The sequence below is a fragment of the Marinifilum fragile JCM 15579 genome (assembly GCF_001310955.1).
Taxonomy (GTDB): domain Bacteria; phylum Bacteroidota; class Bacteroidia; order Bacteroidales; family Marinifilaceae; genus Marinifilum; species Marinifilum fragile.
Genome location: NZ_BAZX01000002.1, coordinates 102,536 through 117,945, shown reverse-complemented (window position 1 = coordinate 117,945; position 15,410 = coordinate 102,536). Strand labels below are relative to the sequence as shown.

General features: G+C 35.9%; 15 protein-coding genes. 6 read left to right on the top strand and 9 right to left on the bottom strand.

What is annotated here, in order from left to right:
* Nucleotides 1-62: 62 nt before the first annotated feature.
* The 5 genes from JCM15579_RS22150 (at nt 63) to ahpF (ending at nt 5,591) form a co-directional block, all read left to right on the top strand.
* Nucleotides 63-572, top strand: a complete 510-nt coding sequence (locus tag JCM15579_RS22150; protein WP_306305805.1) for an adenylate/guanylate cyclase domain-containing protein — start codon at nt 63-65, stop codon at nt 570-572.
* Nucleotides 460-1,569: an adenylate/guanylate cyclase domain-containing protein gene (locus JCM15579_RS02410; RefSeq protein ID WP_306305804.1), complete on the top strand. Its 1,110-nt coding sequence runs from the start codon at nt 460-462 to the stop codon at nt 1,567-1,569. Before JCM15579_RS22150 ends, JCM15579_RS02410 begins: the two co-directional genes overlap by 113 nt.
* Nucleotides 1,570-1,733: 164 nt before the next feature.
* Nucleotides 1,734-2,957 carry an aminotransferase-like domain-containing protein gene (locus JCM15579_RS02405; RefSeq protein ID WP_054715209.1) on the top strand — a complete coding sequence of 408 codons (1,224 nt, stop codon included), beginning with the start codon at nt 1,734-1,736 and terminating at the stop codon, nt 2,955-2,957.
* 307 nt (nt 2,958-3,264) lie between these two features.
* Nucleotides 3,265-3,828: an alkyl hydroperoxide reductase subunit C gene (gene ahpC, locus JCM15579_RS02400; protein WP_054715206.1), complete on the top strand. Its 564-nt coding sequence runs from the start codon at nt 3,265-3,267 to the stop codon at nt 3,826-3,828.
* Between the two features lie 203 nt (nt 3,829-4,031).
* Nucleotides 4,032-5,591 (top strand): alkyl hydroperoxide reductase subunit F, encoded by a 1,560-nt coding sequence (gene ahpF / locus JCM15579_RS02395; RefSeq protein WP_054715204.1) that lies wholly within the window; start codon nt 4,032-4,034, stop codon nt 5,589-5,591.
* Nucleotides 5,592-5,676: 85 nt separating this feature from the next.
* On the opposite strand, the gene JCM15579_RS02390 is transcribed toward ahpF, so the two are convergent.
* The 4 genes from JCM15579_RS02390 to JCM15579_RS02375 form a co-directional block, all read right to left on the bottom strand.
* Nucleotides 5,677-6,693, bottom strand: coding sequence for a branched-chain amino acid aminotransferase (locus JCM15579_RS02390; RefSeq protein WP_054715199.1), 1,017 nt, complete (start codon nt 6,691-6,693; stop codon nt 5,677-5,679).
* A gap of 108 nt (nt 6,694-6,801) precedes the next feature.
* Nucleotides 6,802-7,575, bottom strand: a complete 774-nt coding sequence (locus tag JCM15579_RS02385) for a DUF2797 domain-containing protein (protein WP_245625800.1) — start codon at nt 7,573-7,575, stop codon at nt 6,802-6,804.
* A 24-nt stretch (nt 7,576-7,599) separates the two neighbouring features.
* On the bottom strand, nt 7,600-8,103 hold the full coding sequence (locus JCM15579_RS02380) for a TlpA family protein disulfide reductase (protein WP_054715195.1): 504 nt from the start codon (nt 8,101-8,103) through the stop codon (nt 7,600-7,602).
* 48 nt (nt 8,104-8,151) lie between these two features.
* Nucleotides 8,152-9,408, bottom strand: a complete 1,257-nt coding sequence (locus tag JCM15579_RS02375; RefSeq protein WP_054715193.1) for a peptidase U32 family protein — start codon at nt 9,406-9,408, stop codon at nt 8,152-8,154.
* 483 nt (nt 9,409-9,891) lie between these two features.
* Between JCM15579_RS02375 and JCM15579_RS02370 the strand changes: the two genes are divergently transcribed.
* Entirely contained in the window at nt 9,892-11,169 is a 1,278-nt protein-coding gene (locus tag JCM15579_RS02370; protein ID WP_054715191.1) for a KamA family radical SAM protein, read from the top strand.
* A 55-nt stretch (nt 11,170-11,224) separates the two neighbouring features.
* Here the strand turns inward: JCM15579_RS02370 and JCM15579_RS02365 are convergent, their stop codons facing one another.
* The 5 genes from JCM15579_RS02365 to JCM15579_RS02345 form a co-directional block, all read right to left on the bottom strand.
* Entirely contained in the window at nt 11,225-11,722 is a 498-nt protein-coding gene (locus tag JCM15579_RS02365) for a TlpA family protein disulfide reductase (protein ID WP_054715189.1), read from the bottom strand.
* 120 nt (nt 11,723-11,842) lie between these two features.
* Complete coding sequence (locus tag JCM15579_RS02360) at nt 11,843-12,637, bottom strand: alpha/beta hydrolase (RefSeq protein WP_054715179.1); 795 nt, start codon at nt 12,635-12,637, stop codon at nt 11,843-11,845.
* 336 nt (nt 12,638-12,973) lie between these two features.
* A complete protein-coding gene (locus JCM15579_RS02355) occupies nt 12,974-14,533 on the bottom strand; it encodes a M81 family metallopeptidase (RefSeq protein ID WP_054715177.1) in 1,560 nt (519 codons plus the stop codon).
* Between the two features lie 173 nt (nt 14,534-14,706).
* Nucleotides 14,707-14,940 carry a zinc-ribbon domain-containing protein gene (locus tag JCM15579_RS02350; RefSeq protein WP_054715175.1) on the bottom strand — a complete coding sequence of 78 codons (234 nt, stop codon included), beginning with the start codon at nt 14,938-14,940 and terminating at the stop codon, nt 14,707-14,709.
* Nucleotides 14,941-14,945: 5 nt separating this feature from the next.
* Nucleotides 14,946-15,236 carry a hypothetical protein gene (locus tag JCM15579_RS02345; RefSeq protein ID WP_054715173.1) on the bottom strand — a complete coding sequence of 97 codons (291 nt, stop codon included), beginning with the start codon at nt 15,234-15,236 and terminating at the stop codon, nt 14,946-14,948.
* Nucleotides 15,237-15,410: the final 174 nt, after the last annotated feature.

Sequence of the window (15,410 nt, the reverse complement as noted above, 5' to 3'; positions counted from 1 at the left end):
AATTAAAAATTCTTGCCTATTTTTAGTCTCATCGTTTATATTTGGTTAACAATCGTTCTGGAATGACTTATTACACTCTCTGTTTAATTCTTGTAAAATCTAATATGATGTTGCACACATTGAGTCAAGTAGAAATTGGTTTATTTTCACAGAATATAATCCTATTTGGCTTAATTCTTTCAATAATTGTAGTGTTTCTTTTTCTGTGGTTCAGAATTGAACTTCGAAGACAAAGAAGTGAGATAGAAAGAGAATTTTACAGTAAGAATCAAGAGTTAATTTTTAAGAAAGAAAAAGCAGAAAAACTACTGGCAAACCTTCTTCCCAAACAAACTGCAGAAGAATTACAATCCAAAGGAAAAGTGAGTTCCCGAAGATTTAGAATGGTCACCGTACTTTTTTCAGATATTCATGGTTTTACAAAAATTGTAGAACAAATGAATCCCGAAGATCTAATTGATGAACTGGATAAATTTTTCATGCATTTTGATACAGTTGTTGAAAAATACAATATACGAAAAAATAAAAACTGTTGGCGATGCCTACATGTGTGCCGGAGGTATTCCAAATAAAAACAGAACCAACCCTATTGAGGTAATTCTAGCTGCATTGGAAATTCAACAATACATGAATAATATGAAGATCAATTCGAAAGATGGGAAAAAGGCCATTTGGGGATTGAGAATCGGAATTCATACCGGACCTGTTATTGCTGGTGTAGTTGGTACAAAAAAAATCAGTTATGATATTTGGGGTGATACGGTAAATACAGCCAGTCGAATGGAGTCTTCCGGTGCTGTTGGAGAAATTAATATATCAGGAATGACATACATGCTGGTAAAAGACTTTTTCATTTGTGAATATCGCGGCAGAATGCCTGTAAAATACAAAGGAAACATTGATATGTACTTCGTAAAAGGATTCTTACCAAATATGTCGGCAGATTTGAAAGGATTACTTCCTAATGAGTATTTCCTAACAAGCTTTCAAATGCTTCGTTACGATGATTTGGAAGAAACCATTCTTACAAAAATGGAAAACGAACTTCCTAAAAACTTGTATTATCACAACTTAAAACATACAATAGATGTGATTACGGAAGTAGAGATTATTGGCCGAAAAGAGGGAATTACAGAAGCAGAAATGCTTATTATCAAAACTGCCGCCCTTTTCCATGATACAGGCTTTATTCTTTCTTACAACGATCACGAGGAATTCGGTGTGAAACTAGCAAGACACATCCTTCCAAAATACAAATACAGCGAAAAACAAATTGATGAAGTTTCAAATCTGATTATGCATACCAAGCATCCACCACAACCAGAATCCTTATTGGAAATGATCATTTGTGATGCAGATTTGGATTACCTCGGAAGAACAGATTTTATTCCTGTTTCGGGAAATCTGTACAGAGAACTTAAAGAATATGGAAAAATTAAAAGTATTGATGAATGGAACAGACTGCAAATCCGATTCATAGAAAATCATCAATATTTTACAAAAACAGCCAGAAGTATGCGAAATGTTAACAAAAACAAGCAACTTGAGAAGCTTAGAGAGCTGATTTGATTGTTTTAAAGTTTTAAATGCATATTTATTATAAATTGTCATTTTAAAATCCCATTTGTTTATAATTCTATGGTTTTACCGCTATAAAAACGTAAATTTATTAGTGGCCAAAATGCCTGATTTTCAAAAAATCATAACATAAACTAATCAAAAGGGAGATCAAAATGATAACTAACTTAGAAAGCATTCTTTCCGACAGTGCAAAAGGAATGAAGCGGTCGGTAATCAGAGAACTGTTAAAATTAACCCAGCGAGATGATATCATTTCGTTTGCAGGTGGTTTACCTGATCCAAAATCTTTTCCAATTGATGACCTCAAAAAGATATCCTGTAAAATTCTTGATGAAGAAGGAAATTCAGCACTTCAATACGGTGCAACAGAAGGTGATAGTAAACTTCGTGAGATCCTTACCAAACGTTATCAAAATCAGGGTCTGCAAATTAATACAGATAACCTTGTAATCCTGACTTCATCACAACAAGGTTTGGACCTGGCTGGTAAGATATTTTTAAACCGAGGCGATAAATTTATTTGTGGATTACCCAGCTATTTAGGTGGTTTAGGCGCATTTTCAAGCTATGGAGGAATTCCTATAGGAATTCAATTCGATGAGTACGGTATGCGATCTGATTTATTGGAAGAAACACTAGAAAAAATGCAGGAAAAAGGTGAAATGCCTAAATTTATCTATGTTATTCCCGACTTCCAGAATCCTGCCGGTATCACGATGCCAGAATTTCGTCGATTGGAAATCATAGAATTAGCACGAAAATACAATATTCTAATTATTGAGGATAGTCCATACAGAGAATTAAGGTTCGAAGGAGAAGTACAAAAAATGATGTATGAACTTGATAATACAGGCCAAGTAATGAGTTTGGGAACATTTTCAAAAATCTTTGTCCCTGGCTTTAGAATTGGTTGGGTCGTTGCCCACGAGGCAATCATTGATAAATTTGTAAAAGCCAAACAATCAACTGACTTGTGCACAGCATCTTTCACACAAAAGATTGTTGCAGAATATATTGAAGAAGGTTTGTTCGATAAAAACTTGAAGAATATTATCGAAATGTATCACCGAAAAAGAGATGTAATGCTTAAAGCTTTTGAAGATTTTATGCCCGAAGGTGTAAGTTGGACTAAACCAGAAGGTGGATTATTTTTATTCTTAAAATTGCCTGAAGGTATGGATGCAGAAGAGCTTTTTAAGATTGCAATCGAAAAAAATGTAGCTTTTGTTCTTGGTTCGGTATTCCACTGCGATGGAAGTGGCAAAAACACCATGAGAATTAATTTTTCGTTCATGGATGAAGAACAAAACAGAATTGGTGTTGAACGATTGGCAGAATCAATTAAAGCATTAATGAACAATCGAGTTGAAATTTAAAAGCAATTCATTAATTTAGTAACATCGTTTGAGTTCATATTGAACCAAACATTTAATAGATTATAAATCCTAAATCTCACCTTACAATGAGAAAACGAGTACAATTCAGTTTGTACTCGTTTATTTTTTTACCCTTCCCCAACTTTCTTTAAATCATACAAACACCTATGAATAAGGGAATTGGTTTATTCTTATTGATTATTTCTATGATTTTAGAATTATTATCTATTTGATTTATATAAAATCGAAAATTAGATTTGCAGCAGATAAAAACAAAACAATAAAATAATCACATAAAAAACAAAGTATGTCACAAATTGGAAAACAAGTAGTAGATTTTGAAGTGCAAGCATTTGCAAATAATGATTTTAAAACAATTAAAAAATCAGATTTATTAGGAAAATGGTCTGTCTTTTTCTTCTACCCTGCCGACTTCACCTTCGTGTGTCCAACCGAATTGGAAGATCTTGCAAATCTTTATCATGAATTTAAAGCTGCAGATTGCGAAATTTACTCTGTATCAACCGATACACACTTCGTACACAAAGCTTGGCACGATACTTCAGATACCATCAAGAAGATTCAATATCCAATGTTAGCAGATCCAACAGGAGTTTTATCTCGTGGTTTTGATGTAATGATTGAAAAAGTAGGTTTGGCTGAACGTGGAACTTTCATTGTAAATCCAGAAGGAGAAATTGTAGCATACGAAGTAGTTGCAGGTAATGTAGGTAGAAATGCCGATGAATTGCTACGTAGATTAAAAGCTTTACAGTTTGTTGCAAAGAATCCATCAGAGGTTTGTCCTGCTAAATGGGAAGAAGGGAATGAAACTTTACAGCCTAGCATCGACTTAGTAGGCAAAATTTAAGAATAACACCGATAAGTTGCTTAAATACTCACTTATATCGTTACACTCATAATTGAGTGTTAGCAATCTATCAGCATTATACCAATGTATAAATGACATCTAAAATGGTATAAAATTACCCGGGTCTGCCTTGAAGTAGTTTTAAAATAATCCGATTAAAGTTACACTACCTTGAGGCAGATTTTCTCAAAATCAAAAAGACTATGCTAGAACAAACAATAAAAAAACAGGTAATTGATTTATTTTCATCGCTTAAAAACCAATATACATTTCAAATACAAGTATCATCAACCCACTCAAACAAGCAAGAATTAATTTCGCTTTTAGAGGATGTTGCATCATGCAGCGATAAAGTAAATTTAGAGATATCAGAATCAACTGGTTTAGCATTTACTATTCTAAAAAATGGAGCAGAAACCAATGTTCATTTTAAAGCTGTGCCTAATGGACATGAGTTTACAACATTGTTATTGGCAATTTTAAACCTTGATGGAATTGGGAAAAACTTGCCAGATGAAATGCTAACGCAAAGAATTCAAGCCATTTCTGAAAAAGTTGAATTCAAAAGTTTCATCTCTCTATCCTGCACCAATTGTCCTGATGTTGTTCAAGCATTAAACATTTTCGCCTTTCTGAATCCAAATATTTCACATGAAATAATTGATGGAGCCATTAATCAGGAAGAAGTAGAACGCTTAAACATTCAAGCTGTTCCAACAGTTTATGCAAATGGCAAACAATTGCACGTTGGTCGTTCTTCACTAGGTGAATTGCTAAGTAAATTAGAAGACCAATTAGGAACTGAATTTACACCTGCCTTGCAGCAAAAAAAAGAGTATGATGTTATTGTTGCTGGTGGTGGCCCAGCTGGAGTTTCTGCCGCAGTATATTCAGCACGTAAAGGTTTCTCTGTAGCCATTGTTGCCCAAAAAGTAGGAGGCCAGGTTACTGAAACGGTATCCATTGAAAATATGATTTCTGTTCCAAAAACAAGTGGAGCTGAATTATCAGGGAACCTAATGAAACACCTTCATGATTATCCTATTGATATCTTGGAAAATCGTGTAATAGAAAACATGGAGCTTGTTGATGGTATTAAAACCATTACCACTTCATTGAATGAAACAATCACTGCTCCTGCACTTATCATTGCAACTGGAGCTAGCTGGAGAAAATTAAATGTTCCTGGAGAAAGCGATTATATCGGTTCGGGAGTAGCATTTTGTACGCACTGCGATGGTCCATTTTATAAGGGTAAGAAAGTAGTTGTAATTGGAGGAGGAAATTCTGGATTGGAAGCTGCAATTGACCTATCATCTATCGCTTCAGAAGTACATGTGCTTGAATTTATGGATGAATTAAAAGGTGACCAGGTTTTACAAGACAAAATCAAAGAATTATCGAATGTTAGCATTACCACCAATGCACAAACTTTAAGTATTGATGGTGATGGCAATAAGGTACACTCTTTAAAATACAAAGATCGAATATCCGAAAAGGAAGAAGTCTTAACAACCGATGGAGTTTTTGTTCAGATTGGTTTAAATGCCAATAGCAAAGTGTTTGCCGATAAGGTTAAAACCAACCAAATTGGTGAAATTGAAATCGATTCACATTGTAGGACAAACCAAGCTGGTATTTACGCTGCTGGAGACGTTTCTATCGTTCCTTACAAACAAATAGTGATAGCCATGGGAGAAGGTTCAAAAGCTGCTCTTTCGGCTTTTGATGATCGAATAAAAGGATTGCTTTTGGCAAATTAATTACGAAATTACTTACAACAACGAAAAAGAGCATCAGGAAACTCCTGATGCTCTTTCTATATTTATAAAGGAACGAAATTATCGATTAAAACTCGATGATTGTATTCCAATTGTGTTTGTCTTCAACAATTCCGTACTGAATGCCACGAAGCGTTTCGTATAGCTTAAAGCTACGCTCTCCTGCCTCTTCACCATACTTGTATTCGATATTGTTATCAGCATCAACAATTTTACGGATTGGAGAAATAACAGCAGCAGTACCACAAGCACCAGCTTCTGAGAAATCTGACAATTCTTCAACAGTAATAGGACGACGCTCTACATTCATTCCTAGATCTTCAGCGATCTGACACAAACTCTTGTTTGTAATGGATGGAAGAATAGTATTTGATTTTGGAGTTACGTAAGTGTTATCTTTAATTCCAAAGAAGTTAGCTGGACCACATTCATCGATATATTTCTTTTCCTTAGCATCTAAGAACAATACTGCAGAAAATCCTTCAGCATGCGCTCTACTACCACCTCTTAACGAAGCTGCATAGTTACCACCAACTTTATAGATACCTGTTCCTTGAGGAGCAGCACGATCGTATTCACGATAAATCACATAGTCAGTTGGCTTGAATCCTTCTTTAAAATATGGTCCAACAGGCATAACAAATACTACGAAAGTATATTCTTCTGAAGCCTTAACTCCTACCTGTGCGCCATTACCAAATAATACAGGACGAATGTATAGAGAAGCTCCTGATTCATAAGGAGGAATCCATCTTTCATTCAATTTAATAGCTTTGATTACCGCCTCACGGAACAAATCTAAAGGCATTTCAGCCATCATAATACCATGAGATGAGCTTTGCAGACGCTTACCATTTTCGTCAATACGGAAAACTCTAACTTTTCCATCAGGACCTTTAAATGCTTTTAATCCTTCGAATGCTTGTTGTCCGTAATGCAAACCAGTTGATGCAATGTGAACATTGATTTGATCAGAAGAAGATACTTCTAATTCTCCCCATTTTCCATCACGATAGTGACAACGAACATTGTAATCAGTTTTAGTATAACCAAAACCAAATTCTTTCCAATTAATGTTTTCCATTTCAGATATGAATTTAGCAATAAGTGTTTTGTTTCTTTAAGTTTTTCAAGTTTATACAAATGTATTAAGAAATTTGTTCTTTTTACCTACAATTTCTTGCGTTTTTTATCAAATTACTTTCAATTCGATAAGATATCCGTTATGTTTTCGAATATTTATTACTTTTCCACCTTCGAAAATCAAGTATTGACCTTTTATTCCTTTCAAAACTCCTTCGAATTCTTTCATTTTATCAAAACCAAAGCTGGTAATCTTTTTAGGCAACTCATCTACAGGATAGTTAATGCTGTAAATTTCATCATCATCACATAGGTATTGTTTCAATTCGGGATGAAGTTTATTTTCAGCTTTCCTTTTCTCCTCCAAAAGGTCAATATCGGTTGTACCATCCTGCTTTAACATTTCGCGCCAGTTGGTCTTATCAGAAAAATACTCCTTTAAAGCCACCTCCATAACGCCAGCAATATGTCTGTTTGGGGTTTTAGCAAGCTTTATTGCCTTGCTAGCTCCCTGATCAATCCATCGTGTTGGCACTTGTGATTCTCTGGTTACACCCACTTTTAAATTGCCAGAATAAGCCAAATAAACGTAATGAGGTGTAAGAGAATTCTTTTTTGCCCATTCCATATCTCGCGAAATTCCCAAATAAGATAAATCTAATTCAGGATGTACAATGCTGGGATCGGTTTGAGGTAATGTGGTAAAGCATGAATAACAATATCCTTGAGAAAAAGATATTTTGGTTTTCTTACCACAATGGATACAATTAATCTGATCCAAAAATTTCAAACTGATCTTCTTACCAATTAGTGAGTTCATTTCAGTTAAATCATCACCAATAGGCAATTGATACTGCACTGGCTCCCCTAGATTGGTACGCATTTTTCTGATATTTCCTTGCATGGATTATAAGTTTTCCTGAATGGTTTTGATCATTTGTTCCAACTCTTTTTGATCGAATCCAACCCCTTGCCAAATGATCTTTCCTGTTTTATCGACAATAAAGTTACGAGGAATGTATTGACTAGCAAATTTTGAATAAACTTCGCGCTTCGGATCTGGTGCAATTGGGAAAGTAAAAGCTTTCTTCTGATTCCATTTCACTAATTCATCCTTTGTATGTTCGCGACCAATTGAAACCATTACAAAATTTTCATTCTTAAATTTTGGCCACAATTGTTTTTGAACTTCTGGCAATTCTTTCATACAAGGTCCGCACCAAGTTGCAAAAAAGTTGATCAATACCACTTTTCCCTTCAAATCTTTTATCGAAATTTCTTTTCCATCGAGTGTAGTGACTGTAAACTCAGGCACTTTGTCTCCATTTTTTAATAATGATTCTTTTAAATCACTAGCCCTAAGAGATAACACAGCGAACAAAGCAATAAATGTTAGAACTAATTTATTCATGTTTAACCATTTTTATAGACGTACGACCGTACGTCTTTACATTAATTATTATTGAATCAAATCATTTGTTACCTCAACAACCTTGTACAATTTGTCTGAACGACGAATCATAGTATCCAAAGCAATCGAGAAACTATCTCCCTTTACTGCTTTTTCTACTGGTTTAAGGTCTACCCTAATTTCTTTTATAGTAGTTTCAACCACGCCAGTTGTAGGTCCTGTAATCAGGATGTTATCCCCAACTGCAAGTTCGTTGGATTCCAACAAAAATTCTGCAACCTTAATCTTGGCAAAATAGTTTGTTCCTTTACCAATAAGCACTTTACGCTTGGTAGCACGGTTTCCATATTCGTTACTCCACTCACCTAGTTTTTGTCCAAGGTAATATCCATCCCAAAATCCACGATTGAATACTGTAGACAAACGCTCCATCCAATTCTCAATTTTCTCCTTATTGTAGGTTCCATCAAGGTAAGAAGCAACTGCTTCGTTGTAACAGCCAACTACAGTTTTCACATATTCCGGAGAGCGAGCACGACCTTCGAATTTAAGAACTCGAACACCTGCATCCAACATTTTATTTAAAAATCCAATGGTACACAAGTCTTTTGGCGACATGATGTATTCATTGTCAATTTCCAATTCATTACCCGATTCTTTTTCGGTAACCGTATAAGCTTTTCTGCAGGTTTGCATGCATGCTCCACGATTTGCTGATGAATTCTTCTCGTGCAGACTTAAGTAACACTTACCAGAAACTGCCATACACAAAGCTCCATGAGCAAACATTTCGATCTGTATCAATTCTCCTTTTGGACCACGAATATCCTGCTCCACAATCTGATCGTAAATGGCTTTTACCTGATTCAAATCCAACTCACGCGCCAATACAACAACATCTGCAAATTGCGCATAAAACTTCACCGCTTCGATATTGGTAATATTACATTGAGTAGATATATGTACCTCAACATCAATCGATCGCGCATACATAATTGCCGATACATCTGATGCAATAATTGCAGTTACACCACTTTCTTTGGCAGCATCAACAATTTTATACATCAACTTAATATCATGATCAAACAATACCGTATTAACGGTAAGGTAAGATTTTACATTGTTCTCTTTACAGATATTGGCAATTTTCCTTAGATCTTCGAAGGTAAAGTTATTCGCTGATCTTGAACGCATATTTAATTGTTCAATGCCAAAATATATCGAGTTAGCTCCCCCTTGTATGGCTGCCATTAAAGATTCATATGAACCTACCGGCGCCATTAATTCTACATCACTTCTTTTCATTCAATTCCTGATATGCAAAAAATACTTATTTAGAATGCAAGTATAGGCTGTTAAATTATGTATTTAACCCAATTATGCCTTCTTCCTGATCCTCAGCAAAAGTAATCTTTATCGCTCATTCCTGCAATATAAATTAGAGAGTGTATAAAGTTAAATCTACCACTAATACAAACACTTAACTGTAATACAAGCTTGTTTAAAATTTTTAAATATTATACATTTGTGCCACAGCTATTTGATACGCTGGGACATTAGTCTTCCTTTACAGCTGACATTGAACAGTTTATGTGGAAAATGTCCCAATTTTTCCTTAACTTGAATCTGGGGAATCTCATTTGTAGCCTTTAACTCTGACGAGTTACACACATACATCTGCGCTACCATATCCTAATAGCTTGATTTTGAACATGTAATTACAACCAGGGGGAGTAATCGTATTCACACGCGGTTACTTGTTTAAACATCAAAACCAGATATTAGCCTATGAAGTATAGAGCTTACACACTGAAGACCTTTAAGAATATTCCTCAGATTAGTAAACTGAGCGAAGAGCAGATTTTTGATATTGAAGTTGTTGGAGAGGTCCTTCCTTTTAAAGCAAACAATTATGTAGTTGATGAGTTGATCGATTGGGACAATTTCGAAAATGATCCGATTTTTATCCTAACTTTCCCTCAAAAAGATATGCTTTCAGCCAAGCATTACGACAGAATGGCTGAATTGATTAGAAGCGGTGCTTCACGTCCTGAAATTACCAAAGCTGCCAACCAAATTCGAATGGAATTGAACCCAAACCCGGCAGGACAAGTTCACAATGTTCCTGAATTAAACGGTGTAAAATTGGTTGGTATTCAACACAAATATGCTGAAACCATGTTGTTTTTCCCTTCACAAGGACAAACATGTCATGCATACTGTACTTTCTGTTTCCGCTGGCCGCAGTTCACAGGTATCGATGAACTGAAATTTGCCATGAAACAGGTTGATTTAATTATTGAGTACTTGCGTCAGAATCCATCAATTACCGATTTGTTGTTTACCGGTGGAGATCCAATGGTTATGAAATCAAAAGTATTCGAACAATATATCGATGCCATTATTGCTGCTGAGATTCCAAACTTGAAGACCATTCGTATTGGAACCAAAACATTAGCTTACTGGCCATATCGTTACACTAGCGATGATGATGCTCAGCATTTGTTGAATGTATTCAAAAAAATTAGCGACAGTGGCTTGAATCTATCCATCATGGCCCATTTCAACCATATTAACGAAATGAGTACCGAAGTTGTAAAACAAGCTGTGGAAAATATTCGTGCTACCGGTGCAGTAATTCGTACTCAATCTCCATTAATGAAACATTTGAACTTTGATGCAGATATGTGGGCTCGTATGTGGAGAAAGCAAGTAGACTGGGGAATGATTCCTTACTACATGTTTATTGCACGTGAAACTGGTGCTCAAGAGTATTTTGCTGTCACTCTTGAAGAAGCTTGGAATATCTTCCGAAAGGCTTACTCTCAGGTTAGCGGTGTATGTCGTACAGTTCGCGGACCAAGCATGTCAGCTAATCCTGGAAAAGTGCAGATTGCTGGTGTAAGCGAAATTAATGGTGAAAAAGTTTTTGTTCTAAACTTTATTCAAGGCAGAAACTCTGATTGGGTTGGACGTCCTTTCTTCGCAAAATATGATCCTAAAGCATTTTGGTTAGATGATTTGAAACCAGCTTTCGCTGATAAATTCTTCTACGAAGAGGCATAGACCATCAAGACATTTTATTTCAAGACCTGCCAGTTTTCTGGTGGGTCTTTTTTTCTCAATTCAACATTTCCATCACCTCATTATAAGAATGTGGAAGATTCTTAATTAAAACCTCTTGGTCTCTACTTACAAGAAAAAATACAGGAATTCCTCCTATGTAGATCTTTTCATTCGGGAAATTGGAGGAGAGAAACTGTCTGATACCAATGGATTGAAACTTACCTTTATCAGGTCCGGTAAAATCCAGAAAATAAGAATGGTTGCTTAATCCACTTGCGCTTACCAAAGAGTCCACCTCTTCCCTGTTTTTACTAACAGCAATCAACAATAATTGGTATTCTTCCCCATTGATATCTTGCATGAGCTTGGGTAATGTTTGCTTCAGGTTTTTGCGACAGCCACTACACCATGTCGTCCAGATGTATACCAGTGTTTTGTCTTTCTGCGAGATTATCTTATTAAATTTCCTCGAATCGATGATTCTTTTCTCATCAACAGGATTGCTACATGAAAATGAAAGCAGAAGCAATGTCAAAATTAATAAGTATCTCATGGTATTTCGATTATGATACTTTAAGTTACAATTTGTTCTTGGCTTCACGAAAATTTAATTCAAAAAATAGGGAACAGCACATTGCCATTCCCCTAGTCTGTGTTACTCTACTAATCCTAACTATTTCTTTATGTCATTTAAGAACTTTGTGATTGCCATCCAGTACTCCTCTCCTCCTTGCTGATTGATCCAAAGCGCACGTGAACCATGATGCCCTGGACCTTCTGGAATGAACTGCACTTGTTTTTCTCCAAGTTGATGTTTCTCCAGTAATTCCTTCACATATTTCGCTTCCGATTTTGAACTGGTTAAAAACATTGGCTTTTCAAACCCTTCCAACTTATCAGTTAATGAGCCTTTTTGATCTGCAAGATAGTTTCCCGGACTAAAAGAGATCACTGCTGAAACTTCATCTAATTCTACTCCTAGATATAAAGCCAAAGTAGATGAATAACTCGATCCCCAAAGAATAATTTTTTCAGTAAAGTTTGAATGAATGTATTGAATTGCTGCACGAATATCGGGCTCTGCTTCTACATAATCAATACCCAATCCCTTTGTAAGGGCACGTAAATAGGTCTCGTTTTGTTTTTTTCCAATTGGTCCACCCGAACGCTGATCAATTGCCATGCAATTAAAGCCCATTTCGTTCAGCTTCTCAGCAATTCCCGAATACTCGAACTTGTTGAATCTAGCCTGGTGACAAAGCAGAATGAAAGGAGATGTTTCATCAATTTGATACAAGTGAGCTGTAATGGTCAAGGAATCCAAAGATGGAAATTCCACTACTTTCGGATACTCAACTTTCTTTTCAGTTTCAGATGCTTTAGGTGTAGTATCATTTTTTGTGGTATTTTGCTGACAAGATAGCAGAAATACTCCTAGAACAATCAGAATAATAGGTAGTCTCTTCATCATTTTGTGTTTAGCGTGTAATACTATGATGATTAAATGTAAGAATACCCTATGTGAAAATGAATTTTATTTTGAATTGTCTTTACTTAATACTAATCCCTTCTATCATCACTTCCTCCTTCTTCTATCTATCAAAAATCTTCATAAGCATTCAAAATCAATCCTCCCTAAAAAACAACAATTTTAAGACTTCTAACATTTCTGCAAGTCTCAAGGAAACAAACCCAATAAAATTATCATATGAACTCAATATTCCTAAAGAATCAACCTGTATATTCATGGAAAAAAAAAGAGACGTACGGCCGTACGTCTCTACTGTATATTTTTTAATTGTGTTTATTCATTCGATAATGGAATCATTCGTGCTGATAGGTCAGGATTTTCCATATCGGCATCGAATGGGAACATTGGGCGTTTAATGCGTTTGTGCCCCAAACGTATTAAATCCTGATCAACCCCACCTGGCGTAAGAGCCATTAGCCAATCACCACGCATGTTATACAATTCTGGTACCAAATAACCAATTTTCACCATTACAATATCCGATTGACGTGGATTTAATCCCAAGTTGGTAAAATCAGCTTCGTGATGGTATGGTTTACGAATTTTGGTTACAATTACATGCATGCTTCCAACTTTCACCACCACTTCGGTTTCAGCGTGCTTATCACCATGTCTTATCTTTTCAATCTTTCCTTTCAATTTCACCGGACCCGAGTAACGTGAGTCTACATTCGCTCCAGCTTCTGCCTCAATCATGGCTCCCTCGCCTAACTTCACCGCCTTTTCAACGAATTTTGGTCCAGGAATGGATGCGTATATCAAGCTTGGACCATTCGCCTTCTTGAATTCAGGTCTCTTTAAAAGCTCTGCCAAAGTCCAGGTTACATCCCCAGCTCCTCCAGCTGTTGGATTATCACCCATATCACTAATAATAAAAGGCTTTTTATCGCTTTTAATGGCTGCTTTTAAACTTTCATCCAAACTTGCCACTGGAGCTACAAATTCGAATTCTTTTCTTACATCCCAAAAGCTTTTTGCCAGGTATTCGGCTGCTTTGGCAACCTCTTCCTTACTGTCGCCATAAGCGGTAACCGTAGCGGTATTTCTTGGTGCATCGCCCCATGCATAACCTACCCAAATTGCAGCATCAATCACACCTTCCTGTTTGGTTAAAGGATCGATTTTAGCATACAGGCTTTTTCCCGGCTCAATACGGGTACTGGTCTTCTCTCCCGGCAACAGAACCGGAACCGGAATCCATGCTTTGTATTTTGGTTTGCCTTTTCCACTCTCTAAACGATCCAAAAGATTCTTCACGGCTCTTCTTCTGGTCTCCATGGCATCCTCGTGCGGTGCCAGGCGGAAACAGGTAATTAAATCGGAATGCTTCACCAATTCAGGAGTTACATTTCCGTGTAAATCCATGCTGGTAGAAATCATACATTCCGTTCCAAGCACTTTTCTAATGCGTGTGATTAAATCACCCTCGGGATCATCCATTCCTTCCACACTACTCGCTCCATGAACATCTAAAAACATGGCATCGAAAGGACCGTTTACCTTTAGTTTTTCCAATATCTCACTTACGAAAGTTTCGTAGGTTTCCTTGGTAACTACTCCACCAGGAATGGCACGAGCTCTTAGGGTAGGAACCCATTGGGCTTGCTTTCGTAAGGTAGAATCCACACCAAAGAATGGATAGTAATCGAATATCTCATCTCCTCTTAATTGCTTAAAGGAGTTCACATCGCTTTTGGCAGGCGAAAAAGTACTCGACTCAATCCAGAATCCTGCAATGGCAATTTTAGGCAGATCTTTCTTCTCTTTCTTCGCACATGATGAGATTAGAAGCATGCAAAATGCAAAGATCGCGATAACAGACTTGTTGTTCATTAATTTGAAATTTAGGTACTCAGATTTGGCTTTTGGGATACCTTAGTCAATTCAAACTTTGGTAAAAATAGTGATTAATGCGATTCAATGGATGAAATCAGTTCATATTAGATGGAAGTTATCCTTCTCTCTAACAACTATTATTCATTGTTCATTACTCATTATTAATTGATTTACTTCATTCTTTCGTATTCCTCTTTCTCCAACTGTCTTCCATTCCTGCAAATTGGACAATAGTAGATGTACCTGGTTTTAATTGGAAAAACCGAAATAAAGAATAAACTGGCATAAGTAGCATTCTTTTCCAATATCCAATTAGACGTATTATTACAATTGTAGCAATGCTCTTGTGCGTATTGCCGTTGTTTTTCAACTACTTTATCGTTGGCTCCGAAGATGAAGATCATATTCTTTAAATTATTACTCCTGTTAATATCAATAAAATACTTACTACAACCAATATGGCATAAAATATTTTCCACACCCTAATGAATTCAATAAAATTATACTTTATATGAAACTGAGTGTACACATATCCTAATATAAAAGAAGAACAAAACTGAAACATCGCACTTCCTAAAATTAAATCGAATGAAACATCTCGAAAGAATAATTGGAAAACAACTGAAATAATAAATAGTCCAATAATAATCTTATACTTCTTTAATACATTAGTTGTCAACTCTTGTAACTTCTCATTCATTATGCTTAAGCTTTATATTAAAACACCCCTCTCCCTGTTGGGATCTCCCCTGAAAGGGAGAAAACAACAAATCTATTCTGCTATAAAATGGAAACTATCACATTATTAATTGATCATTGTTAATTACTAATTATTCTACCAAGCTGTGTTCTTCTCTCCTTTAGGAGAGAGATA

Excerpts from the sequence above, each read along its gene's own strand:
- JCM15579_RS02380 (WP_054715195.1), bottom strand. The coding sequence starts at position 8,103 with ATGAATAAATTAGTTCTAACATTTATTGCTTTGTTCGCTGTGTTATCT.
- JCM15579_RS02375 (WP_054715193.1), bottom strand. The coding sequence starts at position 9,408 with ATGAAAAGAAGTGATGTAGAATTAATGGCGCCGGTAGGTTCATATGAA.
- JCM15579_RS02390 (WP_054715199.1), bottom strand. The coding sequence starts at position 6,693 with ATGGAAAACATTAATTGGAAAGAATTTGGTTTTGGTTATACTAAAACT.
- JCM15579_RS22150 (WP_306305805.1), top strand. The coding sequence starts at position 63 with ATGACTTATTACACTCTCTGTTTAATTCTTGTAAAATCTAATATGATG.
- JCM15579_RS02385 (WP_245625800.1), bottom strand. The coding sequence starts at position 7,575 with ATGCGTACCAATCTAGGGGAGCCAGTGCAGTATCAATTGCCTATTGGT.
- JCM15579_RS02350 (WP_054715175.1), bottom strand. The coding sequence starts at position 14,940 with ATGATCTTCATCTTCGGAGCCAACGATAAAGTAGTTGAAAAACAACGG.
- JCM15579_RS02345 (WP_054715173.1), bottom strand. The coding sequence starts at position 15,236 with ATGAATGAGAAGTTACAAGAGTTGACAACTAATGTATTAAAGAAGTAT.
- JCM15579_RS02365 (WP_054715189.1), bottom strand. The coding sequence starts at position 11,722 with ATGAGATACTTATTAATTTTGACATTGCTTCTGCTTTCATTTTCATGT.
- JCM15579_RS02355 (WP_054715177.1), bottom strand. The coding sequence starts at position 14,533 with ATGAACAACAAGTCTGTTATCGCGATCTTTGCATTTTGCATGCTTCTA.
- ahpF (WP_054715204.1), top strand. The coding sequence starts at position 4,032 with ATGCTAGAACAAACAATAAAAAAACAGGTAATTGATTTATTTTCATCG.
- JCM15579_RS02360 (WP_054715179.1), bottom strand. The coding sequence starts at position 12,637 with ATGAAGAGACTACCTATTATTCTGATTGTTCTAGGAGTATTTCTGCTA.
- JCM15579_RS02370 (WP_054715191.1), top strand. The coding sequence starts at position 9,892 with ATGAAGTATAGAGCTTACACACTGAAGACCTTTAAGAATATTCCTCAG.
- ahpC (WP_054715206.1), top strand. The coding sequence starts at position 3,265 with ATGTCACAAATTGGAAAACAAGTAGTAGATTTTGAAGTGCAAGCATTT.
- JCM15579_RS02410 (WP_306305804.1), top strand. The coding sequence starts at position 460 with ATGAACTGGATAAATTTTTCATGCATTTTGATACAGTTGTTGAAAAAT.
- JCM15579_RS02405 (WP_054715209.1), top strand. The coding sequence starts at position 1,734 with ATGATAACTAACTTAGAAAGCATTCTTTCCGACAGTGCAAAAGGAATG.